This window comes from Acinetobacter sp. WCHA39, assembly GCF_002165385.1.
In the GTDB taxonomy this organism is placed as follows: domain Bacteria; phylum Pseudomonadota; class Gammaproteobacteria; order Pseudomonadales; family Moraxellaceae; genus Acinetobacter.
The window spans coordinates 1-26,158 of the sequence record NZ_NHRP01000002.1 but is presented as its reverse complement, the minus strand read 5'-3'; the positions used below and the strand labels follow the sequence as shown (position 1 = coordinate 26,158).

General features: G+C 38.6%; 23 protein-coding genes. 7 read left to right on the top strand and 16 right to left on the bottom strand.

Translation table 11 applies throughout. The annotated features are described in order from the left end of the window. Positions 1-66 precede the first annotated feature (66 nt). The 6 genes from CDG56_RS01010 to CDG56_RS00985 form a co-directional block, all read right to left on the bottom strand. Positions 67-1,149 (bottom strand): ATP-binding protein, encoded by a 1,083-nt coding sequence (locus CDG56_RS01010; RefSeq protein ID WP_087546649.1) that lies wholly within the window; start codon positions 1,147-1,149, stop codon positions 67-69. A gap of 32 nt (positions 1,150-1,181) precedes the next feature. Further along, on the bottom strand, positions 1,182-2,819 hold the full coding sequence (locus CDG56_RS01005) for a hypothetical protein (RefSeq protein ID WP_005157889.1): 1,638 nt from the start codon (positions 2,817-2,819) through the stop codon (positions 1,182-1,184). Then, positions 2,810-4,141, bottom strand: a complete 1,332-nt coding sequence (locus CDG56_RS01000) for an SWIM zinc finger family protein (protein WP_087546648.1) — start codon at positions 4,139-4,141, stop codon at positions 2,810-2,812. Before CDG56_RS01000 ends, CDG56_RS01005 begins: the two co-directional genes overlap by 10 nt. Positions 4,142-4,325: 184 nt before the next feature. After that, a complete protein-coding gene (adk, locus tag CDG56_RS00995; protein ID WP_087536237.1) occupies positions 4,326-4,979 on the bottom strand; it encodes an adenylate kinase in 654 nt (217 codons plus the stop codon). Positions 4,980-5,062: 83 nt separating this feature from the next. After that, entirely contained in the window at positions 5,063-6,376 is a 1,314-nt protein-coding gene (locus tag CDG56_RS00990) for a hypothetical protein (RefSeq protein ID WP_005157894.1), read from the bottom strand. Positions 6,377-6,439: 63 nt separating this feature from the next. Further along, a complete protein-coding gene (locus CDG56_RS00985; protein WP_005157895.1) occupies positions 6,440-6,961 on the bottom strand; it encodes a hypothetical protein in 522 nt (173 codons plus the stop codon). Positions 6,962-7,202: 241 nt separating this feature from the next. Between CDG56_RS00985 and mrdA the strand changes: the two genes are divergently transcribed. Together mrdA and rsmD are read left to right on the top strand one after the other, a co-directional pair. Next, positions 7,203-9,200, top strand: coding sequence for a penicillin-binding protein 2 (mrdA, locus tag CDG56_RS00980; protein ID WP_005157896.1), 1,998 nt, complete (start codon positions 7,203-7,205; stop codon positions 9,198-9,200). After that, the gene (rsmD, locus tag CDG56_RS00975) at positions 9,200-9,748 is read left to right on the top strand and encodes a 16S rRNA (guanine(966)-N(2))-methyltransferase RsmD (protein ID WP_005157897.1); all 549 of its coding nucleotides are present in this window, start codon (positions 9,200-9,202) and stop codon (positions 9,746-9,748) included. Before mrdA ends, rsmD begins: the two co-directional genes overlap by 1 nt. Here rsmD and CDG56_RS00970 read toward each other — a convergent pair. Beyond that, complete coding sequence (locus tag CDG56_RS00970; RefSeq protein ID WP_005157898.1) at positions 9,745-10,140, bottom strand: hypothetical protein; 396 nt, start codon at positions 10,138-10,140, stop codon at positions 9,745-9,747. The genes rsmD and CDG56_RS00970 overlap by 4 nt on opposite strands. 190 nt (positions 10,141-10,330) lie before the next feature. Between CDG56_RS00970 and CDG56_RS00965 the strand changes: the two genes are divergently transcribed. Beyond that, positions 10,331-10,678 carry a hypothetical protein gene (locus CDG56_RS00965; protein WP_005157904.1) on the top strand — a complete coding sequence of 116 codons (348 nt, stop codon included), beginning with the start codon at positions 10,331-10,333 and terminating at the stop codon, positions 10,676-10,678. Positions 10,679-10,719: 41 nt separating this feature from the next. Beyond that, positions 10,720-11,355: a DUF2238 domain-containing protein gene (locus tag CDG56_RS00960; RefSeq protein WP_087546647.1), complete on the top strand. Its 636-nt coding sequence runs from the start codon at positions 10,720-10,722 to the stop codon at positions 11,353-11,355. A gap of 32 nt (positions 11,356-11,387) precedes the next feature. On the opposite strand, the gene sohB is transcribed toward CDG56_RS00960, so the two are convergent. The 7 genes from sohB to CDG56_RS00925 form a co-directional block, all read right to left on the bottom strand. Next, positions 11,388-12,350 carry a protease SohB gene (sohB, locus tag CDG56_RS00955; protein ID WP_087546646.1) on the bottom strand — a complete coding sequence of 321 codons (963 nt, stop codon included), beginning with the start codon at positions 12,348-12,350 and terminating at the stop codon, positions 11,388-11,390. A 146-nt stretch (positions 12,351-12,496) separates the two neighbouring features. After that, the gene (gene pstB / locus CDG56_RS00950; RefSeq protein ID WP_087543760.1) at positions 12,497-13,411 is read right to left on the bottom strand and encodes a phosphate ABC transporter ATP-binding protein PstB; all 915 of its coding nucleotides are present in this window, start codon (positions 13,409-13,411) and stop codon (positions 12,497-12,499) included. A 14-nt stretch (positions 13,412-13,425) separates the two neighbouring features. After that, on the bottom strand, positions 13,426-14,817 hold the full coding sequence (gene pstA, locus CDG56_RS00945) for a phosphate ABC transporter permease PstA (RefSeq protein WP_087546645.1): 1,392 nt from the start codon (positions 14,815-14,817) through the stop codon (positions 13,426-13,428). Further along, positions 14,814-16,193 carry a phosphate ABC transporter permease subunit PstC gene (pstC, locus tag CDG56_RS00940; RefSeq protein ID WP_087546644.1) on the bottom strand — a complete coding sequence of 460 codons (1,380 nt, stop codon included), beginning with the start codon at positions 16,191-16,193 and terminating at the stop codon, positions 14,814-14,816. The genes pstA and pstC overlap by 4 nt, the downstream gene beginning before the upstream one ends. 99 nt (positions 16,194-16,292) lie before the next feature. Continuing rightward, positions 16,293-17,324, bottom strand: a complete 1,032-nt coding sequence (locus CDG56_RS00935; RefSeq protein WP_005157915.1) for a substrate-binding domain-containing protein — start codon at positions 17,322-17,324, stop codon at positions 16,293-16,295. A gap of 523 nt (positions 17,325-17,847) precedes the next feature. Next, positions 17,848-19,380: a pyridoxal phosphate-dependent decarboxylase family protein gene (locus CDG56_RS00930; RefSeq protein ID WP_005157918.1), complete on the bottom strand. Its 1,533-nt coding sequence runs from the start codon at positions 19,378-19,380 to the stop codon at positions 17,848-17,850. Positions 19,381-19,383: 3 nt separating this feature from the next. Continuing rightward, positions 19,384-20,754, bottom strand: a complete 1,371-nt coding sequence (locus tag CDG56_RS00925; protein ID WP_087546643.1) for a diaminobutyrate--2-oxoglutarate transaminase — start codon at positions 20,752-20,754, stop codon at positions 19,384-19,386. Between the two features lie 465 nt (positions 20,755-21,219). Between CDG56_RS00925 and CDG56_RS00920 the strand changes: the two genes are divergently transcribed. Continuing rightward, a complete protein-coding gene (locus CDG56_RS00920; RefSeq protein ID WP_087546642.1) occupies positions 21,220-21,921 on the top strand; it encodes an SIMPL domain-containing protein in 702 nt (233 codons plus the stop codon). Positions 21,922-21,957: 36 nt separating this feature from the next. On the opposite strand, the gene CDG56_RS00915 is transcribed toward CDG56_RS00920, so the two are convergent. Together CDG56_RS00915 and CDG56_RS00910 are read right to left on the bottom strand one after the other, a co-directional pair. Further along, a complete protein-coding gene (locus CDG56_RS00915) occupies positions 21,958-23,052 on the bottom strand; it encodes a fatty acid desaturase family protein (RefSeq protein ID WP_087546641.1) in 1,095 nt (364 codons plus the stop codon). Between the two features lie 14 nt (positions 23,053-23,066). Continuing rightward, on the bottom strand, positions 23,067-24,134 hold the full coding sequence (locus CDG56_RS00910) for a ferredoxin reductase (protein ID WP_087546640.1): 1,068 nt from the start codon (positions 24,132-24,134) through the stop codon (positions 23,067-23,069). A gap of 138 nt (positions 24,135-24,272) precedes the next feature. Here CDG56_RS00910 and fabR point away from each other — a divergent pair, with 138 nt between their 5' ends. Both fabR and CDG56_RS00900 read left to right on the top strand, forming a co-directional pair. Beyond that, positions 24,273-24,971: an HTH-type transcriptional repressor FabR gene (gene fabR / locus CDG56_RS00905; protein WP_004663232.1), complete on the top strand. Its 699-nt coding sequence runs from the start codon at positions 24,273-24,275 to the stop codon at positions 24,969-24,971. Between the two features lie 85 nt (positions 24,972-25,056). Beyond that, the gene (locus CDG56_RS00900; protein ID WP_087546639.1) at positions 25,057-26,073 is read left to right on the top strand and encodes an AI-2E family transporter; all 1,017 of its coding nucleotides are present in this window, start codon (positions 25,057-25,059) and stop codon (positions 26,071-26,073) included. Positions 26,074-26,158: the final 85 nt, after the last annotated feature.

The following is a 26,158-nucleotide window of genomic DNA, read 5'->3' as shown; positions in this document are numbered from 1 at the left end:
CTTTATTCCGATCACAGCTTCTCCCTTTCAAGGAGAAGATTGGGATGAGGTTTTTATTATTTGGTTTTATTCTAAATCACGACAAGCACGATACAGGTCTTGCCAACCCTCACGTTGTTTAATCACCGTTTCAACATATTCTTTCCAAGGTACGATATCTTGCACAGGATCTTTTAATACTGCACCTTGCAGACCTGCCGCCAACTCATGATCAGTGACATTGCCCGAACCAAAATGCCCTGCCATCACCCAACCATGACTCATCACTGAAATGGCTTCAGCCGTTGATAAAGTTCCCGTGGTGGTTTTGAGTTTTTGCTTGCCATCTAAGGTTTGCCCATGACGCAGCTCTCTAAAAATCGTCACCAGTTTTTGAATTTGAGCATCCAAAGGCTGAATCTCAGGTAGTTGTAAACTCTTGCCCAAAGATTGAACGCGTTTTTGTACGATTTCCACTTCCTCAGCAATGGTAGCAGGCGGCGGTAAAATTACCGTATTAAAACGACGCTTTAACGCAGAGGAGAGTTCATTCACCCCTTTATCACGGTTATTCGCGGTGGCAATCACACTAAAACCTTGTACCGCTTGATACTCAATTCCCAACTCAGGAACAGGTAAATTTTTCTCTGAAAGTAAAGTAATCAACGTATCTTGGACATCGGCAGGAATACGAGTCAACTCTTCCACACGCGCAATCTTACCTTCTTGCATCGCACGTAACATCGGGCTTTTCACCAAAGCATCTTCACTCGGACCTTTGGATAAAAGTTGGGCATAATTCCAACTATAACGTAGAGTATCTTCGCTCGTACCTGCCGTACCTTGAATCAATAAAGCACTATTACCTGAAATCGCCGCTGCTAAATGTTCAGATACCCATGATTTTGCTGTGCCTGGTACGCCTAATAACAACAAGGCACGATCAGTCGCCAATGTCGCAACAGCAATTTCCATCAAACGGCGATTACCAATATATTTTGGTGAAATTTCTGTTCCATCTGGCAGTGTTGTACCCAATAAGTAATCTACGACTGCTTTAGGCGAAAGTTGCCATTGTGGAGGTTTTACTAAACTGTCATGTGCTTTTAATGCATCTAATTCATGAGAAAACTGTTGTTCTGCACGCGCACGTAAAACTTGTTGAGACATGTTGATTATCCTAATTTATGATTTCTTGATCATTAAGCAATAAGTTTTTGTTTGTACTGATTCAATTGAATGAGCTGTTTCCATTCAGAAATAGAAAAAAGAGCTTGTAAACTACTGATGTCGATTGGATAAGCTTGCAAAATCAACCATTGAGCCTGCTCTTTTAATAATGCAAATTTCTTCTGATCCTGCTGCAAATCTAAGTTCGCATATGCATGTTGTAATAATACGACTGCCATTTCTGAGATATTTTGAACATCATGCAGCGCCTTAGCACGCTGAAACAACAACCAAAAATGTTCTAAATCTTGATTTTGGTAATGGGATTCAAGTTGCTTTAATAACAATCCAGTTGCTGGTTCTTGGTCTAGCAAAGTAAAGAATAACTCACGTTCAAACATGTTCCCACTTGATGCCGTTACAGCTTCACACCATTTGACTTGATGTTGGTAAAACCATAAAGCTAAATCATGTCGTTGCTCTCGATAACAACACACAATAAACGCACTCCAAAGTGAATCTTTTTGCTGTGAATGCAATGAAAGTAAATGATCCCAAGTACCAAATAATTCTAACCAATACGCAAGTGGCAATTGGATTAAAATTCTTTTGAGATAAAGTACGCCCTGTGAACTTGCACAAAATGCCTGATAAGCTTGCTCGACCTGAGCACTTTGGTAAGCTGTTTTTAAACTTTTACGACTTTCAACCAAATTAGCTTCTCGATCAAAAAAGCCATAATCATTGAGGGCATCATCTTGATCTAAGTTAATGTTGAATTTAACTTTTTCAGCTTGGGCATCGTAGCTCAAACATACACGCATTAACACCATAACTTCGTTGTACAGTGCATTATCTTGATAATATAAATAGAAAGCTAATGCAGCATTACTACTTACTGTCGCTGCATTCTGTGGTTCTAATGTTTTTACATGCTGGTATAAAGCTTCAAATTGAGTCACTGGCATGTTATACATCACAAGACTTTCAGCATGACTTTGCAAATGATTGCTCTGAATCGATTGTGACCAAAACTCTGCTATATGTTGATGAATAAAGTTCGGCAATTGACCGCATAATTGGCTCATCAACAAAGACCATTCGCTACTTTTTGATTTCTGTAATTGACGAATCAATGGTGCTGCGTCTTGTTGTTTCACATATTTCCATACCCTTTTTGCATCATCCAAACGCGTTGTCACATCGCCCTGAAATGCAAACTCAGGTAAGACTGATGCCAATAACACTGGGTTTCGACACAGTGGTAGAACTTTCAACACCAAATAACGAGGAATCACTCGCTGCTGTAGTTGAGCAAGTTTGAAAATTTGAATAACCCAATCTTGATATAAAAATGGCGACTCTTGTGCAACAACCCATTTCAAAATTTGCACAAGTTGATTATCCAATTGCTTTTCATTTTCTATCTGATCAATCTCAGCAATATTCTTTTGTAAGGTTTCAAGTACACCTTGTGCTTGATAACCTGCTTGTTGCATGAGCACCCAATATTGATTCAAGACTAATAAATCTTGAGCTGAATCAATCTGTTTAGGTGCATAGACTTGCAATTCATTCGGTACTTTTACAGTCTGTTTAAACTGCTGCCCTAGCGTCAGTTTGAGTAATAACTGCTGATTAAACTCACTGTATGATGTGCTTAAAGACATTCAAAGTGCCCTCCTTGCCAAATACTCACCAGTTTAAGTTGCAATCCATTCCATTCAACGCCTGCACTAAATGGCTCATTCCCCACTAAAAACCATAACTCAACAAATTGTTTAATCTCAATTTCACACATTTTTTGATCCTGATCGACCAAATAAATTACTTTATCCTGCTTGACCAAACGCAATTGCTCTAGCCAGAAAAATCGTACTAGCTGCAAAGGATATTGTTTTAATCCATTCGCATATTGAGTAAATGCTTGATCAAAATTTTTAAAGCCTTTTGGCGCAACCAGCGTTAGGCTCAAATCATTGAATGACATTAAATTATCTTCTAAACGAAGACGTTGTTGGCTTACCACTGGATAAAGTTTGGCATTTAGAGCCAGTTGTTTTTGGAAAGGCAACGTTAAGCCAAAGTTCGAATAAGGTGGAATTTCAAAATCTAATAGCAAATAGTCGCGTAAATTTTGACTATCCCACAGCCATTGACGACGATAACGTCCACGGGTATTGACCAACTCCTGAGTTACTTGTCCTAAGGCATAAATATGAAGTATCTGAGCGGATATGTTATGCCACGCATCAGTTGGTAAATTCACACCAAAAAGCTGTTTTAATTCTTCATATAGTTCTGGTTTGAGCTGTTGACGGTTTTGCCATAAATGAACGGCTGTTTGTAATTTAGCTATCCAAAATGAAGTCTGCATTTGCCAATTACTTTGATATAGCGCACTCGAAAACTCATCTAAATAACTAACTAAACCTGAAACTTGAGCATCGACCAAACGACTTTGAATATCGCGGAACTTTTCATGTTGTTGCTGACGTAATCTCCCAAGTCCCATCGTAACAACATCATTCAACCATGTTTGTAATGCCTCAATGCCTGCATCCATTTTTTTCTCACGTGCCAATTGGCGTTTCGCACGTGCTTCCTCATCAATCGGTTTATCAATCTTGTTTTCTTTCTTCTCAAGTGTTTTAGTTTTTTTATCTCGCCATTTTTGTACTCGATCAGGTATGCTTTGTTCATCTGATTGCACAGTAAATTTATCTTGATACTCGGTATAGACAAACAATAATGCTAAAGCATGTTTACAAGGTCGTTTAAAACTTGGACAACTACATTCGCATTTAAGTTCAGGTAAAAAAACTGCGCTTTGATAAATCGCACTACCCTGAATTTCTCCCCAAATCCACTGATCAGTCGAACCCGAGATATTGTTCCATGCTTCAAATTTTGCGAGTTTCTTGGCTGATTTTGCCGAACTTGCATCTGGAATAATTTGCTCGACTTGATCAGATTGAATCGTCAGCAACATAGTTAACCCTTTAAAATAATTCTAAGTTTCAGTATTTTTAAATTGTACGCTTGAATGGAATATAACGTTTTTTGTTTAGTTTTTATATCATTTAATCTGACATAGCGACATTTTATGTCGTAGATAATTATAGGTATAAAAAAACTGTCTTATGGCTATATAAGACAGTTCTATCAAAACTAAATTATTTATCTAAAATAGCAAATAATTCTTTTTGAACTTCTTCGATTGCACGTAAGCCATTCAATTTATTATAAGTTGGTGCATCTTCACCTGAAGCAGCACGACCTTGATAAAAACCTACTAATTGTTCAGTTTCACTATGATATGAACCTAAACGCTTACGAATCGTTTCTTCTTGATCATCTGGACGTTGTACCAAGTCTTCACCAGTTTCATCATCCTTACCTTCTACTTTAGGTGGATTATAAACAAGGTGATAAACACGACCAGAAGCTGGGTGCTGACGACGACCTGAAAGACGTTGAACAATCTCTTCATCTGGAACATCAATTTCAATCACATGATCAATTGAAATACCCGCCGTTTCCAAAGCTTCAGCTTGTGGAATCGTACGTGGGAAACCGTCAAAAATACAACCGTTCACACAATCTGGTTGAGCAATACGCTCTTGAACCAAACCAATAATGAGTTCGTCTGATACTAAACCACCAGACTCCATAACACTTTTCGCTTTAAGACCTAGTTCAGTTCCTTCACGAATTGCAGCACGGAGCATATCACCGGTTGAAATTTGTGGGATATTGTAGCGCTTACAGATCAACTGAGCTTGAGTACCTTTACCTGCCCCAGGTGGTCCGAGTAAAATAATGCGCATAAAAGAACATCCTCATTTAAAAACAATAAATCTTAAATTGAGCAATATGATACAGATTTATTGCTCAACCAACATCAAATTAATTATAAGAAAGCAACAAATAAGTGGATTAAACCTGCAAAAAAACCAGTCACACCACCCAATACAATTAGGATCCACTCATCTTCTTGGAACGCAGGTCGCAATAAATTCTGGAACTCTTTCGGTGTTAGTTCACGGATGCGGTCTCTAAACATTTGAAAGATCTTCTGCGCACGACTTGCATTCAGAGCTGGGTCACATACTGGACCCATAGTAATTTCAATTGAGCGATCAATCAAGTCGGTCTTGAGTCTAGCATATTCTCTTGGCCCTAATGAAAGCTGCAGTGAAGTTCTGACCAATGGAGTTTCCATAATTTCATTAATATGGCGCTTGACAATCCGACGAGTTTTATCTTTTTTACTACCATACATCATTTCAGTCATGATGGATTTCAGAGTAATTAAATCTTCAGTTACCACGCTTGCAAATACATCTGAAACTTCCTCTTGGCGTTTCATAAATGCACCTTGAACGTTATATGTACCAATCCTTAGCACAGGAACGATCCATGGAAACTTACGGTCTTTGGTCAAACGGAAAATCTGTGGATAACGGATATAATGCGGTTCAATTGGGTTAAATACCATCCAAATCGCAATCCAGTTGGTTAAAAAGCCCCAGATTGATGCCCAAAAAGGAACTGTCCAATGCCACGGTACCACAAACCAAACGATCATTTGGAAAATCCCAAAGAACATTCCAATTAACGCACTGATATGCCAAATAAAATTAATTTCTTTCTGACCAACTTTAAGAAACATACGTACCATTAAACGGCGATCACCTTCCATTTGGCTGACCACCATTTCCCGCATGTCAACCAGTGACTCGACGTTCATGGTCAGCTCAGTCACAAGTTCTTTTAATGTATTTGGTAACTGTTTATGGGCTTGCGCATAAATTCGACGTTTAATCGAGTATGGTAAGTTCTCCCACAACACAGCATTACGATCAACCATGACTTCATCAATTAAGTGTTCAAGCTCAAAGCCAACTTGCTCACCAATGATCATTGCCATATCTTCTGGATCCATTGCCTCTAAAAACTCACGCAATGAACCCAACTTAGATAATGTATTATCGGTAATGATGCCCGAAATACGCCCTGCTTTACGCGGCACAATCCCCTGCCAACCTACAGGTAATGGTCCTAAATGGAATCCCCAAAAATTAATTGGGTAAAACACCATTTTTAAAGCCATCCATACATGAGCCCATGTTACTAGGGCTGTCACTGGAATAATACTTAGGACCGCCAGATGGTCAGGCCGATTTAAAAAAATCTGCCACAATTCATTGACGTAATCAAACATGCATGACTCTCAGAATTATTGATACATTAAGACTTATAAAAGAATGAACAATCAGTCACGTCCCTATAAGCCAAAACTTAACGTGTAAGAAATCTGAAAAACGGGCTCTACTTTTTTAACAGTATTCCCATTTCCATCTTCTATCTTGTCACGCAGTCCCGCTCCTACACTAAACGTACTAATTCGATCACTATTTAACCAAACAAATGCTAAATCAGTACCAACACCTAAATTCCCTTTTTGTTTACCGCCATAGTTTTTACTATCTAAATGACCAGCATAAAGACCAAGGTAATAACCATTTTTATCTGTACCTGTTAAATGATATGGATAACGAAAGCCAATTTGCGCACCAGATTCATTATCATCATTTAAAAAAGCGCCTACTTTTGCATAAGCAATACCGTATGGATTTACCCATTCAAGATTGGCATGTAGTAATTTTTTAGTAAAACCAGCACCAATATTCCAAGTTGCTACGTCTTTTGCCCCTTTTAATTTTGCTTCAGGCATATATGGATTTTCTTCAGCATGGACAACGCCGTTGAATGCTAAAACCGCTAGTAAAAGGTAAGATTTTTTCATTATTTTCTCCATTTTCCCTAAGAGTGTATCTTGGACAATCCTATTTCAAACAGCTTCAGACTTTAACAGAATTATTTTGCATCTAATATACAAGTCCCTACAATTTTAATGTCTGCAAAGTCAAAAACTGTCGCATCATCATTCAGATGATGTATTGAAAATACTACAGTATGATCATGCAACTTACGTTAAAATAGTGCGCCTTTTATATTTTCTCCCTTGTAATTTAAGTCGACACCCTATGAAACAGCACTTTCCTTTAAAAAACATGCAACAAGAAAAGCGCATTTACAAGGGTCGAATCTTCTTTGCTATATTTGTCGTTGCTACTTTTCTACTTTTATTAATTTGCCGTTATGCATATTTACAGATTATTCATTACGACGACTTTACAACAGCCTCTGATAAAAACCGAATTCGTTTACAACCTCTTCCACCCGCACGTGGTTATATTTATGATCGTAATGGCGTACTCTTAGCGGATAATTATCCTGTTTTTACAGCAACACTCAGTCGTACAGATGTCGCAGATATTGATGCAACCATTGCACGTTTAATTCCAGTACTGAGCTTAACCCAAGAAGATGTCGATCGTTTTAAAAGTCGCGTAAAAACTGCACGTAAAACGGAAAGAATTGCCATCAAGTTAAATCTGACTGAAGCAGATATTGCGAAATTCAGCGAAGTTAAATACGACTTCCCGGGTGTGAAAATTGAAACACAAATGACACGTTACTATCCTCATGGCGAATTGTTTGCCCATGTGATCGGTTATGTGGGGCGAATTAATGACAAAGAATTAAGATCTATTGATAAAGATTTATATGCAGGTACCAACCTGATTGGAAAAATTGGTGCAGAAAAAAGCTATGAAGAGTTATTACATGGAACACCAGGTTATGAATCCGTTGAAGCCGATGCACATGGTAATGTACTCCGTCATCTAGGTCGTCAAAACCCAACGCGCGGAAATGATCTTTATTTATCGATAGATTATGGTCTTCAAACCATTGCAGCTCAACAGTTGGCAGATCGTCGTGGTGCAATTGTAGCCATGGATCCTCGAACTGGAGAAATTTTAGCACTGGTCTCTAGCCCAAGTTTTAATCCAAATTTATTTGTTACAGGCATCAGTTCAAAAGATTATAGTGGTTTACGTGACAACTTAGACCAACCACTTTATAACCGTGCCGTACAAGGCGTTTATCCACCGGGTTCGACAATTAAGCCGATGTTCGGACTTGGCGGAATTCATTACGGACTCGTCGATTGGGGCACAGCAATTTCTGATCCTGGTTATTTTAATTTACCAGGAGATAGCCACCGCTTCCGTGATCATAAAAAGACAGGTCATGGTGCTGTAAATTTACATAAAGCCGAAGTTGTATCTTGTGATACCTATTTTTATATCTTGTCTTATCGTATGGGTATCGAAAAAATGAATGACTGGATGCGACAATTTGGCTTTGGCGCAAAAACAGGTGTAGATTTACCAAGTGAAAGCACAGGTTTATATCCAAGTCCAGACTGGAAAATGCGTACACGCAAATCGAAATGGTTAAAAGGTGAAACGATTTCTGTGAGTATTGGACAAGGCGCATTTACTGCTACCCCATTACAACTTGCGATGGCTGTAGCAATTACTGCGAACAAAGGCTCTCACGTTACACCTCACGTTTTACGTGATAATAAAGGCGCAAAAAAATATTCTGTGCACAATGCTCCTGACGGTAAAATTCAATTTAATGGTACAGAGCAAGATTGGCTTAACATGCACGCAGCCATGATAGACGTGATTCAATCTGGAACGGGGCGTGGCATTAAGGGCGGATTACAATATTCTATTGCGGGTAAAACAGGTACAGCTCAGGTCAAAAGTATTGCTCAGGGCAAACGTTATAATGAAGCCGCTCTTTCCTCCCGACAATGGGACCACGGTTTATTTGTTGGCTTTGCACCAGCGGATAATCCTCAAATCGCAATTGCTGTCGTTTGGGAAAATGGTAAACATGGCGGATCAGCAGCTCAACTTGCACGTCCAGTCTTTGATTACTGGCTAGTCACTCGTAAAAATAATCCTATTCGTCCAGCCAACCATCAAGTGAGTGGCGGTTTAATGACTGCTGGTATTAAGCCCGGTGAACTACCAAGTAGTTCTGATTCACCTGCATCGACACCAGCAGCAAGTTCAGTTACAACTACTGCTGCTTCTCATTCTAATGATGGAGTCACTGAGTAATGAAAAATCAATTACGTATCATCGGTGGTGATTGGAAACGTAGAACGCTACCATTCGCTAGCATTGAAGGTTTACGTCCGACACCAGATCGAGTAAGAGAAACATTATTTAATTGGCTCATGTGGGATATACAAAATTCACAAGTTTTAGATTTATGTAGCGGCTCTGGTGCACTAGCTTTTGAAGCTTTATCACGCGGCGCTGCAAAAGTCGTCATGATCGAACCCAACCCGATTCAAGCTCGCTTTTTAAAAGAAAACATTCAATTGCTAAAAGCAGAAAATTGTCAGCTACTAACACTCACTGCACAGCAAGCATTAAAGCAATTAAATAGTCATTATCAGGTTGTTTTTTTAGACCCCCCCTACGATCTAGAATTATGGGAAGAACTTGCTGAATTAGCTGATCCTATTATTACGGAAAATGCCTTTATTTATGTAGAGGCAGATCGAGAATTATCTCAATTAAAACTTCCATCTAGTTGGCAAAAAATTAAAGAAACCAAAGCAGGAATTGTCAGAGCGGGTTTATACCAGAAAAAATCTTAAAAAATGCGCAACCAAAATAATCGAATTAATTGGCCCCGATCAAATGGAAAACTGGAAAGATATTCATAACCAATCCGATTATTTTTATTCAATTGATACACCATACCGTATCCAAGTGAAATCGAAAAATCACCTAAAGATAGATTGCTGGTATCTCCTGTTAACATCTTTTGATTAAATTGATTGGTTTGGTAAGCGGTATAGTTATAAACACGCCAACGATCATCTTGGAAAAACAGATTATGCAAGATTGAATAATCTGTTTTCTCTTGCTGTGGATAGGCAGAGTCAAACATTTCTTCAGTATCATCATTGACCTCTGTAAAAAAATTATAATCCCCTGCATGACAGGCACAGGAGAAAAATAAGATAAAATAGGATAAATTTTTCATTTTTGTTTTCCCAATTATATTACATGATTAAAATCAAATATATAGAAAAAAATATGCGCTTCATCTCAAAACTGGATTTTATGCCACACTATTTAAGTCATTTAATTGCTTATATTAGACATAATTAATTTATTTACAGAATAAATTCTATATACAATAACAATCTTTAAAAATTTTTATTCTAAATATCATGAAGATCTTATGCGTGCTGATTGTGATTGCCCAATTAACAGGATGTGTATTTGGACAATCAAGTGAAGTCAAACGTGCTGAAAAAATTTTACAGCGTTTCCAGTGTAGCAACGTCGAGACCAGCCAGCTTGCCACTTCTTCCATTACTAATTTTTATCAACAGACCCTTGCCGCAAACAAGGACAAAGCCAGCACCTATATTGAACAGTATAAAAATGGTGAGGACCTGTTTGACATTCCACTCGATGAAGTTGTACAACAAAAGTACCAGCTCTATCTACAGGCTTGTCAGGCGCTTGGTGGGGTTGCAGCGTCACCTTTAATACCAGTTTCAACCGAACAATGATAAATCAACCTGCCTGATGATTTTTTCTTCTCGGATGCAGCATGATTGAAAAACAACTTGGTTTAAAACATTATATTGCGCTTGGGGTCATCGCCCTTGCCGTGGCAATTGCCAGCATACAGCCGCTTGAGCTTGAGTCCTATCTCCTGCATCAGGTGGGCACCGTGTTTATGCTGGTTGTGCTGATCATTAGCATGAAAAAAATAGGCATCAATTTTTCCAGTTTTTGCTTGTACCTGCTTTTTCTTTTCATCCATATTGTTGCGGCACATTATTTGTACTCCTATGTGCCTTACAATGAATGGTTAAAGTCCCTATTTCATTTTGACCTGAATCAGGTGATGGGCTGGTCTCGCAACATGTATGATCGACTGGTGCATTTTGCTTATGGATTATTGCTTTACCCATTTTTTCTCCGTTGTTTTCAGGTCTGGTTTCCTACCGCAAAACCATTGACGTTGCTCCTGCTGGTGATCCAGTTTGTGATGGCTTCCAGTATGCTCTATGAGTTGCTCGAATGGGGACTATCCATTGGTTTATCGCCCGAAGATGCAGAAAACTATAATGGACAGCAGGGAGATATGTGGGATGCACACAAGGATATGTTTCTAGCCACAATCGGATCAATCTTTACAGGGCTGCTCTATTTAGGCAAAAGCAAAAGAAAAGCACCTTAAACAGGTGCTTTTATTTGATCAGAACAAATTGATTAAAACTTAGGGTCACGCATCTGAACCAACGTGCTGTTTGCCTTGGCGAGACTATCAGCGATTTTACCCATCACCGTTGGAATCAGAGTCTCAGCCATTTGTGCCGCCTGCAACCCTAGCTTTTCACCAAATGTTGGGCGTTTGCGAGTATTGATCACATAGACATCATGTTGTGGCAGAAGACTGAGTAAATATTCATCCGAGGTCTGTAATTTATCTACCAGATTTAATTCACGTGCATCTTCACCATACCAGTGTTCACCAGTGGCAACCTTTTCAACGTTGAGTTGTGGGCGGTATTTTTCAATAAAGTGCTTAAACAGCACGTGTGTCTGCTGCAATTCCTCTTCAAACTTGGCCTTACCCTCAGCAGTATTTTCACCAAACATGGTTACGGTGCGTTTATATTGACCAGCGGTATACAGTTCAAAATCCACATTATGCTGTTTCAATAAACGATTGAAGTTTGGAACTTGAGCAACCACTCCTATCGAACCTACAACCGCAAAAGGAGCAGAAATAATTTCATTGGCAATACATGCCATCATATAACCGCCACTTGCAGCGACTTTATCCACACAAATCGTGACATTAAAACCGGCATCACGTAAACGAACCAATTGAGCAGCAGCTAGACCATAACCATGAACCATACCACCAGGGCTTTCTAAACGTACAACGACACGGTCATGCCCTGCTTTTGCAGTTGCTAAAATTAAAGTAATTTCTTCACGAATAGTATCTACCGCAGATGCTTGCACATCACCTTTAAAGTCAAGCACATAAATTTTTTGATCATTCTTTTTTCGAATCTTTGCTTCTTTAGCAAGTTGTTGAACGAGTTGTAGTAATTCCAAACGAGATGCAGTTGTTTGTGCAATTCTTTTTCTTTGTTCATTCACACACGCATTTAAATGACTAATACGAATTTCAGCAGGAAATTTAGGTAAATGGAATAACATAAAGTAAGTGCTCTATAAGTTCGGCTTTATTCGACTAAGATGTGGCCTGTTGAATAAAAATTCAATAGTGATTTTGCAAAATAGATTCATTTTCATCTATCTCATAAAAAAAGAGCCCGAAGGCTCTTTAATTTATTCAGCAAGAATCAACCAAAACGACCGGTAATATAAGCTTCAGTCAATTGATGATCTGGTTGTGTAAATACTTTTTCAGTTGAATTGACTTCGATCAAATCACCTAAGTGGAAGTATGCAGTACGATCAGATACACGTGCAGCTTGTTGCATCGAGTGAGTTACGATTGCAATGGTATATTGTTCAGAAAGTTCTGAAATCAACTCTTCAATTTTTGCGGTCGCAATTGGATCCAGTGCTGAACATGGTTCATCCATTAAGATGACTTCTGGACTTACAGCAATGGTACGCGCGATACATAAACGTTGTTGCTGACCACCAGATAAACCAGTACCAGGTTGGCTGAGACGATCTTTCACTTCATCCCACAGGCCTGCCTTACGTAGGCTGTTTTCAACAATTTCTTCTAAGTCATATTTATCACGTGCTAAACCATGCAGTTTTGGTCCGTAAGCAACGTTATCAAAAATTGATTTCGGGAATGGATTTGGCTTTTGGAATACCATACCCACTTGAGCACGCAGCAACACTACATCAAGATTTGGATCGTAAATATCTTGGTTATCGAGTGTTACTTTACCAGTCACGCGACAACTGTCAATCGTGTCATTCATACGGTTTAAGGTACGCAGGAATGTTGACTTACCACAACCCGATGGTCCAATAAATGCAATCACTTCATTTTGATAAATATCGATATCAATACCTTTGATTGCTTCAGTTTCACCATAATAAACATGAACATCTTTGGTACTGATTTTCACATCATTTACTTTTGGCTTTTTATTCGATGAAGCTGTTTCAAACTGAGAAACAAACGCAGTATTCGATTGCTGAACTGGCACTTCAGATGAAGTAAATTCTGTTTGCTGTGGATTCACTGACTTATCCTTTTCTACGGCGTTCATAATATCAATCGTATTCATTGTACTCTCCTCAACTACCAACGCACTTCAAATTTCTTACGAAGCCAAATTGCAAGGCTATTTAAACCAATCATTAATGCAAGTAACACAATAATCGCAGCAGCAGTACGTCCTTCAAAGAAGTTACGTAACTCATTTCCCTGCCATAAATAAACTTGTACAGGTAAGGCTGTTGCCTGATCCATTGGCGTAGCTGGAACACTCGCAACGAAAGCACTCATACCAATTAATAGTAATGGTGCGGTTTCACCCAAAGCATGTGCAACACCAATAATTGATCCTGTCATGATTCCTGGCAACGCAAGTGGTAGCACATGATGGAACACTGTTTGAACTTTTGATGCACCTAAGCCAAGCGCTGCCTGACGAATTGAAGGTGGCACAGCTTTTAATGAAGCACGTGTGGTAATAATCACGGTTGGTAAAGTCATGAGACTGAGTACCAGACCACCAACCAACGGTGCAGACAATGGTAAATGCATCCAACCAATAAAAATCGCTGCGCCGAGTAGACCAAATACAATCGAAGGTACAGCAGCCAAATTGTTGATATTGACTTCAATGATGTCAGTCATGATGTTTTTAGGTGCAAATTCTTCAAGATAAATCGCACTTGCAACCCCGATTGGAATTGAAATCAAGATTACAATCAACATCATGAATAACGAACCCATAAACGCGCCCGCTAAACCACTTGTTGCTGGTGAGCTACGAGAGTCTGGACTGATAAATAAATTCGTATTAAATGTATTTTCAATAACACCATTTGCTTTTAGTTTATCTGCAAGTTGACGAACTTCTGGATCAAGCTGCTGTTGGTCATCTGGTAAAGAACGATCAATATTACCTGCTAACCACACATCCACATTGGCGTCCGCTAAGAATTTAATCTCTTCTTTAGTACCAATTAATGCTGGATTCTCAAGCACCATGTCACGTAAACGATAGGCTTCTGAACTCGTGTACAAACTATTCAAATAATCACGTTGTGACTCAAGTGCTGGATCTTTAGCAACAATACCATTAACAATAAGTGCATCCCAATCCACCATGCCCATTTCAGTTTGCCAAGCCACAAAGCGCTCTTCAAAATGAGCAGGTGTCTCACCAGCAGTCTGCTTTGGCTTTGCTCCTACATTAATAATTGCAGGATCAAAATACACAGGAACGGTCATACTACTTTGCCAAAATGAAGGCAAACCTTTTGCTAAAATGCTAACGAACAGTAAAGCAACAAATGCAAGACCAATCATCACCGCAGAGAAACCTGCAAAGCGAAATGCCTTTTCTTTACGATGACGCTTTGCTAGAGAGCTTTGAATGATTGCTTTACGCTGCTCACGTTGTTCAGCAGCAACTTGTGGATCAAATACGTTCTGATCCAGAGGAGATGTATTTGAACTCATTCGTATTGCTCACGATATTTGCGCACGATATATAGTGCAATAATGTTTAAACCCAAAGTAATCACAAACAAAGTTAAACCGAGTGCAAATGCCACCAATGCTTGTGGACTCGCAAAATCTGTATCACCAGTTAACTGTTTAACAATGGTTACAGTCACTGTTGAAACCGCTTCAAATGGATTTGCATGCAATAATGGACTGTTCCCTGCTGCAAGTACCACAATCATGGTTTCACCTACGGCACGAGATACTGCAAGTAGAAATGCCCCTGTAATACCCGGTAATGCTGCTGGTAATACAACTTGGCGAATCGTTTCTGATTTGGTTGCACCTAAACCCAATGAACCATCACGTAACGCGCGAGGAACTTGAGTAATAATGTCATCTGAAAGCGATGAAACAAATGGGATGATCATAATCCCCATGACAAAACCCGCAGTCAGTGCACTTGTTGCATTAATATCAATACCAACAATTTCACCAATCATTTTGAAGAATGGGCCAATGACCATTAAAGCAAATACACCATAAACGATAGTTGGAATACCCGCTAATACTTCAATTGTTGGTTTTGCCCAAGAGCGTAAGTTTGGAGATGCATATTCAGCTAGATAAATCGCAATCATCAATCCCACTGGTACTGCAACTAATAATGCAATACCACTGACCATTAAAGTACCCCAAATTAATGGCAAGATACCGTAACTTCCCTCTGCATTACCTGACGTGCTAAAACCTGGATTCCATTCTGTGCCAAAGAAAAAATCTGCTGGACTAACAAAACGGAAAAAATGTAATGCTTCACTCAACATTGACAGTACAATACCAATCGTTGTGAGAATCGCTACACCAGAACATAGGATCAAACCAACATTAATGGCTTTTTCAACCTGATTACGAGCACGAAATTGCTGACTCACATGACGTTTTGCCCAAACTAAACCTGCTAAACCAGCACTAATTACGATTGCCAATTTTGCAAAAGAACCTATGGTTTCAAATTTAGCAAGTTGTTGTGCAGCTGCTAGCTCATAAGCTGCTGGATGATCTGTAACCCCAAAACCAGACGCAATCGCTTGAACACGATCGATTAAAACCTCACGGCTTGCTTCATCTAAAGTTGCACTGACCGATGCTGGAATATTGTTAAAAATAATATGTTGAAGGACACTTGGTTCGACCAAGTTCCAAATGATCAAAATTAAAAAAGCAGGAACACCACACCACAAAGCGACCAACGCACCATAATAACCTGGACGTGAATGCAAAGTTGCTGAGTTGTTTCCCTTACCTGCTAGGTTACGGCTTTTGCTCAGCCCGATTTGATATGCAATTGCCACAAGGGCTAATAACACACCGATAAGTAGCAGATTCATGTAATCTCCACTGTTTTCTCAATTTTCATCATTTGAAAAAACTTAGTTAGACAAAAAGGCTGATGAACCTAAGTCGCACCAGCCTCCCTTTTAACAATATTACTTAACTGTTTTACCCGCTTTGAAATCAGCTAGAACTTTTGCACGTTCTTTATCGCTCATACTGATCAAGCCAGCTTTTTCTAATTTAGAACCTTTACCAGAAGCTTTCTTATTTAAGAAATATTCTACGTATTGTGGTAAACCTTTAATTGATTTTAAATGCTCGCCTTTCACATAGAAGTAAAGTGCACGAGATACTGGGTATTGACCACTTAAAACTGTTTTCTCAGAAGGTAATACACCATTTACTGTCGCAACACGTAATTTATCGCGGTTTTGGTCATAGAAACCTAAACCAAATACGCCCACTGCATTAGGAGAAGTTTTTAAACGAGCAAGAGTTTCTGTATAGTCACCAGCGATTTCGATTACGCGACCATCTTTACGGAATGTAGAGCACGCTTTTTTCTGAGCTTCTTTATCTAAGTTTTTGAAATAAGCAAATGATTCACAACCCGCTTCAACCATTTTTTCTTGGAACACTTCACGCGTACCATGGTTTGTTGCTGGAATAACTAAAGTAATCGGTTCATTTGGTAAGTCATCATCAATTTGGTTCCATCGTGTATATGGGTTTGGAACCAATTTACCACCTGAAGGAAGCTGTGCAGCTAATGCAGTAAATACATGTACTGGATCTAAGTTATAAGCACCCTTTCTTGAGTTAGACGCAAATACAATACCGTCATAACCAATTTTGATTTCTTGAACTTGATTTACGCCTGCTTTTTTACATGCAGCAAGCTCAGAATCTTTAATTTTACGTGAAGCGTTTGCAATATCGATGGTATTATCGCCAACACCTTGACAGAATTGCTTTAAACCACCTGAAGTACCACCTGAACCAACAACGGGTGCTTTAAATTGCGGGAAGGTATTCCCAAAGTCTTCAGCAACAATACTTGCATATGGCAATACAGTTGAAGAACCAGCGATTTGAATAGTATCACGAGCTGCATTCGCAGTTGTTGCTACGGCTACTCCAGATACAGCTAATGCAATTGCGATATGACGTGGATTTAAGCGCATTCTGTTTTCTCTCATTTATACAATTTGATTTACAACTCTTTTTAATTCAAGTGTTGTACTTTAGTTAACTGCATTTTGAGGAGATAATATGACAATTAAGTGACAACTTTGTGACGCTTTTATGATGATCATTTTTTATTTGAAAATTTTCAGTCATAAAGAAAAGAATTTTTTGATAAAAATAGCAAAAGAAAATTATCTTAATGATTGTAATTTATAATTTTTTACTTAAAACACGACATATAAGAAATCAAACTAGAAATACAAATTTGACAGCCTTAGTAATGAAAACTATATGACAAATGTCTATGTAATATTAGTTTTAATCCGTCGACTTGGTTCTAAATGAAATAAAATCAGGTTTCCAATAGCCATTTACACGTCTATCTAAAGCTATTCCGAAAATTACTTGAGATTAAATGAAAGGTATATTCATATGAACTAAATCTTTCTAAGCTCAATCTCACAGACTAAAAAATAAAAAAGGCACATGAATGTGCCTTTCTCTTAGAAAGCAAATCGATTAGTCAATCGCTGGAACATAAGTTCCTGCAGCAATTGCATCTTTAATACGATCAGCCTCTGCCAACACAAGTGCAAGCAAGTTTTGAACGTTTTCAAGCGTTGCAACTGGGCTTAAAGTGGTCATCTTCAATGATTGAACATTACCCACTTTGGTTACACCAATATTCGCTTCGCCACGAGCAAATAATTCATCTGCCACGTTTTGGTTTAAGCTATCGATAAATTCAGCAGGATAAGCTTCTGGTACTACACGGAACAGGACTGAAGCGAATTGTGGTTCAACCAACAATTCAAGACCCGCTGTTGCTTTAATATAGTCAGCAACTTCACGTGTAAGTTTCACACCATGATCAATCATTGAACCATAAAGCTCTTCGCCTAATGCTTCAACTGTCATCCATAATTTCAATGCATCGAAACGACGTGTCGTTTGTAATGATTTAGATACAAGGTTAGGTACACCATGTTCTTCATCATAAGCAGAGTTTAAATATTCTGCTTCATAATGCATAAAACGATAGTTTGCTTCGTCTTTCAACAAGAAAGCGCCACAGCTAATGCTTTGGAAATAATGCTTATGGAAATCAAGTGTGATTGAGTCTGATAATTCAATACCATCTAACATTGCACGATGGTCATTGGAAAGAATCAGTGCACCACCCCAAGCCGCATCAATATGCATCCATGAACCATACTTGGTGGTAATTTCACGGATTTTCTTGAGCGGATCAATCGCACCCGCATCGGTTGTACCTGCTGTCGCTACCACACATGCTACGATTTTGCCTTCAGCCTGAAGATGCGCCATGGTTTTTTCTAGTGCATCAACATCCATCTGTGCATTTTCGTTCACAGGAACAGTGACAACAGACTGGAAACCCATCCCCATCATTGCCATGTTCTTTTGCACAGAGAAATGTGCATTTTCAGAACAGATGACTTTGACGTTCTTCATTGCTTCTGCTGGAATACCATCACGCTGAACCGACCACGGCTTGCCGTTTTCGTCTTGCCAGTTTTTCGAGATGCACCAGTCACGCGCCAGTAACACACCCATCAGGTTTGATTGTGTTCCACCTGAAGTAAATACACCTGCTTGACCTGCGCCATAGCCCACTTTTTGGCGTAGCCAATCAATAAGCTGAACTTCCATCAATGAACCCGCAGGGCTTTGATCCCATGAATCCATAGATTGGTTCGTTGCATTGATTAACACTTCCGCAATTTGGCTCATCACCATCGTTGGGCAATGCAAATGTGCAAGTGAGTGTGGATGATGTACTTTTAAACTTTTGTTGAGGAAAAGCTCAACCATACGTTGTAATGATTGTTGTACACCTAAACCTTCTTTTGATGGATTAAAAGAAATTGCTGCACGCAAATCTTTAATACTTCCACCTGTGTACATTTTATCATTTTGCAACCATGCTGAAACGGCTTTAACCGCTTCGCCCATTGCTGACTGATAGTCAGCAATGGATTGTGCATCATTGCAGAGTAACGCTTTACGATGTTCTGCAAAATCAACCATGGATTAGCCTCGTACTGCTTTTAATGCTTCAGCAACAGCTTTTTTGAAGCGTGCAACCACTTCAACACATTCGTCTTGATTGATAATCAATGGGCAAAGTAAACGAATTACAGTACCGTTACGACCACCTTTCTCAAGTAAAAGTTTATTGTTGAAACAAGCTGTTTGAATTGCCGCAGCTAATTGTGCATCAGCAGGAAGTGAACCCATATGGTCAGCTGGTTTACGCTCATCAACGATTTCAACGCCGATCATCAAACCACGACCACGGACATTACCGATACATGGGAATTCTTGAGCTAACTTTTTGAATTCAGCTTGTAAGAAGTCACCACGCTCTTGCGCATTTTGAGCTAGGTTTTGTTCAGAAATAGTTTTTAGAACCATTAAACCTGTACCCATTGCCAACTGGTTGCCACGGAAAGTACCCGTGTGACCTGCTGGTTGCCAAGCATCAAACTTACGCTTAATACCAAGCACTGCTAATGGTAAACCACCACCTACAGCTTTTGACATCACCACAACATCAGGCTCGATACCTGCATGTTCAAAGGCAAACATTTTACCTGAACGTGCAAAACCAGCTTGAACTTCGTCCAAAATTAAAACGATGTTGTGCTTTTCAGTCACTTCACGAATTTTTTGTAACCACTTAACAGGTGCAGTTACGACACCGCCTTCACCTTGAATTGCTTCAAGAATCACAGCAGCAGGTTTCGTTACACCACTTTCAACGTCTTCGATGAAATTTTCAAAGAAGTAAGTCAAAGCATCAACACCCGCTTCACCACCTAAACCAAGTGGGCAACGATATTCATGTGGATATGGCATAAACTGAACGCCAGGCATAAGACCATTCACGGCATTTTTAGCACTCAAGTTACCTGTCATCGACAGTGAACCATGAGTCATACCGTGGTATCCACCTGAAAAACTGATCACAGAACTACGACCAGTATATGTTTTAGCCAGTTTAATCGCCGCTTCTGTAGCATCTGCACCAGATGGTCCACAGAACTGTAAGCAATATTCTTCTTTACCGCCTGGCAAGTAAGCCAAAAGTGCTTCAGTAAAAGCATCTTTTAAAGGAGTCGTTAAGTCTAAAGTATGCAATGGCAAACCGCTTGCCAATGTGTCTTGAATACTTTGAATCACCGCAGGATGATTATGGCCCAAAGCCAATGTCCCTGCCCCAGCTAAACAATCAAGGTACTCTGTACCTTCAACATCAGTAACCCAACAGCCTTGTGCTTTTGCTATCGCTAACGGTAATTTACGTGGATAACTACGAACATTAGATTCCATCTGACTTTGGCGAGTCAGATAATATTCGTTAGTTGCATTAGCGGCAGGATTTACGGAAGTAACGCTCATATCGAATTACCATCTCTGATATGGGTAAAAGAAATAAGTCTGGTGACTTGCGGTCGTTTGACTCGGTGCTTTTTAGAATCTAGTGAGACACAAATTTTATATCTTTCAACTAGGAGCGAGATGATACCTAATTTTGAAATAAAATAAACTCTTTTTATGCCTGACATTCATCTAATATTATTGAAAAAATGTTTCTTTCAATTAACTATGATGAATTATCATCATACTATGTGACAAGCGAAAGAAAGTAAGCTTTTTTTAACAGCCTTAATTTTTTTAGATAAATGGTCAAATATATAAAGCTAATTATTTAATTTTAAATATTTTTTAATTAATTTTTCTGTTGCAAAACACTGTTAATATATTACAAAGACACCACAAAATGTGCAAAAGTTCCCCATCAGTTGTTTCTAATATCAGACTTGTAAAAATAAATGTTTAATACCAAATTTTAAGGAGTTTTTTATGCGTACTTTAGCACTTGCAACATTAATGATCGGAGCTGCACTTAGCCCAAGACTTTTTGCTCATGAGACTGAAAACTTGAACTATAATATTGTGAATATCCAAGCCGATGCAGCACGCCAAGTTGCCAATGATGAAATGCGTGCTGTGCTTTATATTGAAAGAAGCAATAAGCAACCCGCAGAGCTTTCGAATCAAATCAATCAATTAATGAATCAAGCGCAAGCTATTTCACGTAAATACACACAAGTAAAAGTCGAAACGGGTGCTCAAAGCACTTACCCTATTTACGACAATGATAATAATAAGTTAAAAGAATGGCGAGCGCGCGCAGAAATCCAAATTGAAAGTAAAGACTTTAAAGCAGCAAGCCAGTTGATTAGTGAACTACAACAGAGCTTTCAGACTCAATCGATTAGTTTTAGCGTATCTGACGAACAACGTAAAAAAGTTGAAAATGAACTAATGATTGAAGCTTCTAAAAACTTTCAGCAACGCGCACAAGCGATTACCCAAGCTTGGAATAAAACGCAATATAATCTTGTCAGTTTAAATTTAAATACAAGTAATTATTTCCCTCAACCAATGATGCGTGGTGGTATGGCAAAATTTGCGATGGCTGAGGCAGCTCCAGCACAAGACATGGCGGCTGGTGAATCCAAAATCACGGTTAGCGCCAATGGGTCGATTCAGTTTAAATAAATTCGTAGGAGCGTATCACATACGCTCTCCTAACATTTATTTTTTTAACGGCAAGGCATATTTAAAAATACGTCCGACAACTTCACCAAATTGCTTTACAAAGCTGGCATTGTTGTAATTCAAACCATATTTTTTACAAACCGCTTCAACTTTTGGTGCAATTTGGCGATAACGGCGTGCAGGAATATCTGGGAACAAATGATGTTCAATTTGATGGCTCAAATGTCCTGTCAAAATATGAAATGCTTCCGAGCCAGTCAAATTGGATGAACCACGAATTTGACGCATGTACCAATGACCGCGACTTTCATTCTGTAAAACAGTTTTTGGGAAGACCTCAGCATCTTTAGTAAAATGACCACAAAAAATAATACTAAAAGTCCAAATATTACGAATCCCATTAGCAACTAAATTTCCAGTAAAAACTGGGATCGCTGAAGGTCCTGCAATCAATGGAAAAAATACATAATCTTTAAAAAGTTGCTTCGCTATTTTTTTCTGCGCTGGTTGCCATTCTCGTTTAAATTGCGCCATTGATTTACGCTTATAAATCACTTTGCCGAGTTCAAGATTTTGAATTGCGACGCCCCATTGGAATAATAAGCTAAACGGTACGATATACATCGGTTGAATTAAAGTAAACTTTGTCCAACGTTGTTCGGGAAATAAACGAAATACACCATAACCCACATCATCATCCATACCTTTCACATTGGTATAGGTATGGTGCTTATAGTTATGGGTTTGTCGCCAATTATCTGAGGTTCCAACGGTATCCCATTCGTAAGTCTGACCATTAAATTTTGGATCATTCATCCAGTCATATTGTCCATGCATCACATTATGACCTAACTCCATGTTTTCCATAATTTTGGCAAAACCCAATAGCCCCGTTCCTAATAACCATGCAGGCGGAAACCATCCTGCAAACAACAAAGCTCGTCCGAGTAAGCTGCTATAACGGATTGAGGAATAAACACGGCGAATATACTTCGCATCTTTTTCGCCTAAGTCATCTAATACTTCTTGCTTGATCTGATCTAATTCTCGAGCAAAAGCATCTAATTCTGAAGCAGTTAAATCACGATTTTTTGGATTTTTAAAATATTCAATTTTAACAGGCATATTCATAATTAATTTCTCATTTATAGATCAATCACTAGATCAGACTGAGCGGAATTTACACAAATTTTTAATAGTTGAGCAGGTTCATGATTCGCTGAACCATTCAACAAATTCTTCGTTGAGCCTTGTGCTTTAGTGCAGGCGCATTTATTACAAATGCCCATACGACAACCATGATTAGGTTTAATCCCTTGATGTTCCAAACTAGAAAGAATGGATTGCCCTTTAGGTATCGCAACCGTTTTGTTGGATTGAGTCAATCTCACATTTATAAAACCAGTTTCCGAAGCATCCACATCAAATTGGCTTAAACTAAAAGCCTCGGTTTGAAGCAAAGCAGCACAAGAAAATAATTTTTCTGCTGTACTCACAAAACCCGATGGACCACAGGCATATACAGTGGTTTCATTTAAAGCTGAAATTTGATCAACATAACTCTGGTTCAAGCGTTGATCTTGTTCTTGGGTATAAAAAATTTGATAACTGAAATGAGGAAAGTTTTCCGCTGTTTCTTTGAAATATTCAGCATAAGCTGCATCGGCTTGAGTTTTCACCCAATACATCAACTGTAAAGATGTCGTCGAAAACTGTTTAGTTTGACTCAAACTTTCGATCAGGCTCAGCATCGGCGTAATGCCGCTACCTGCTGCAAGTAATAACAGGTTAGGAGTTTGAATATGCTGCTGCATATCGCCATAAGGTTGCCCTAAATAGACAATATCCCCTACTTTAGCTTGCTCAACCAACCATGAACTCACCAAACCTTGATCAACTTTTTTGACGGTTAAACAGAGATGATCTGCATCTAATTGCATCAAGCTATACGTGCGTTCGTAATGACGCCCTGCTATTTCAACGGTGACAGGATGATGTTGTCCTGCTGCGCCGCGTTGTACATGACGATTGCATTGCAAAATAAGACTTACCGTATCTTTAGCTACCGTTTGTTTTTTTACAACTTTAGCGAGTGATTGATTCAAAGACCACAGTGGATTGATTTTTTGTAGCCAAAAATTGGCATCATGGTTCGTAATTACGCTTTGGGCTATTGAATTGAATAGAGAAATTCTCTTTTCGACTGCTTGCATGAGCGGGAACTCTGATCATTTTTTAATTATTATACATGTGTATATATATTTGTATATATATTCGTATAATAATTTACATTTCCCAAGTAGTCAGACAATCGCTATAATCCCGAGTAGCTTACTTATATTTTGAAAATAATGGTTCAGTCTTCTACTTTTTTACCGCTCGGTCATGACACACTAAATGAACAAGATGTCATTGCTATGAAATCTCCTGTACGTTCGGTTGGTAGAAAAGCAACCATTACCAAAGAAGAACTTTTTCAGGCGACACTAAATTTAATTGGCCCACAAAAAAGTATTGCATCTTTGAGCTTACGTGAAGTAGCGCGTGAAGCAGGCATTGCACCAAATAGTTTTTATCGACATTTTAAAGATATTGATGAACTGGCTATCGCTCTGATCGATCGTGCAGGTTTGGTATTACGTAAAATCATTCGCGAAGCGCGTTTGCAGGCATCTATGCAGCAAAGCATTATTCGAAGTTCAGTTGAAGTTTTCATTCAACAGCTCGATGCCGATGAAGGTTATCTCAGCTTATTATTACGTGAAGGATATACGGGCTCAACCTCATATAAACTCGCTGTAGACCGTCAGCTAAATTTCTTTCAGCAAGAATTACAAGAAGACCTGATTCGCCTAGAACAAATGAATAATAGTAAAATCAGTCATGCTGACATTGCGGCTAAAGCGATTACCCAATTGGTATTCAATATGGGCGCAAAAGTGATTGATTTACCTGCTGAACAACGAACTGACGTTGCAGAGCAAACCATGGTAATGATTCGTATGATTTTAGAAGGTGCTCGTCATTTTGATAAAATGGAAATTGATTAAGCAATTTCATCAGCATAGACTATCGTCATTAAGCATATATCTTTGTCATTTATCATAACTACAAGCAAATTTAGGCATACAGATCATGACCCTTCTCAATGACCGTCAAAGCATCATCGCTAGTTTTATTCTGATGTTTTTATTTTTAATGATGGTCATTCCCCTGCATTTGTTGCCTAGTTTTTTTGCAGGTTTCTTGATTTTCGAAATTATTAACAGTCTAAGCTCAATTGTTGAAAAACATATTGATGGACAACGTGCGCGTATCTTTATCAGTATTATTCTTGGAATTTTGACCACATTTTTGATTGGATTTTTTATTACTAGTTTAATTAGCTTTGTGATCTATGATTTAAAAGGAACAGGTCTTAACTCGTTTAACTTTAAGATTGATCAAACTCTCATTAAATTCCAAGCTGAAATGAGTCAATATGTCCCTGGTTATCTTCCTCATAGTGTTGCAGATATCAAGAATCAGATTTTGTCCTTCATCAAGAATAATATTTCGATTGTTAAAAATACAGGTACCGATATTCTGCATAACTTAGCGACCATGCTGATCGGTTTAATTGTAGGTATCTTGGTTTCAATTCAGAACTTTAAGCAGCACGCACCACAACCTGTCTTTAAAGCTGCTATTTTACATCGTATTCAGAAGCTTTCGATTTCATTTAAAAATGTCGTCTTTGCTCAAGTAAAAATCTCTTTAATCAATACAGCACTATTTATCATTTTTATTTTTATCGTTTTGCCTCTATTCCATATCCATTTACCTTTTGCTAAAACACTGACTATTTTGACCTTCATTTTTGGTCTTTTACCTATTATTGGTAACTTAATTTCTAATACTTTAATTATTATGGCTGGCTTAACCATTTCACTCTCAGTAGCAGCCATCGCTTTAGCATATTTAGTCATCATTCATAAACTTGAATATTTCGTAAATGCAAAAATCATTGGTACAAAAATTAATGCAAGTGCATGGGAAGTACTTTTGGCTATGCTCATTTTTGAATCGATTTTCGGATTAAGTGGCTTAATCGTTGCACCGATTTTTTACGCTTACATTAAATTAGAATGCAAAGATGCTGGTTTGATCTGAATTATATTTGAATAGCCACCGATTTTGTAGACACCTTTTAGTTAGATAAAATGGCTAATTAACGAGGTGCTTATGAGCAGTAAAC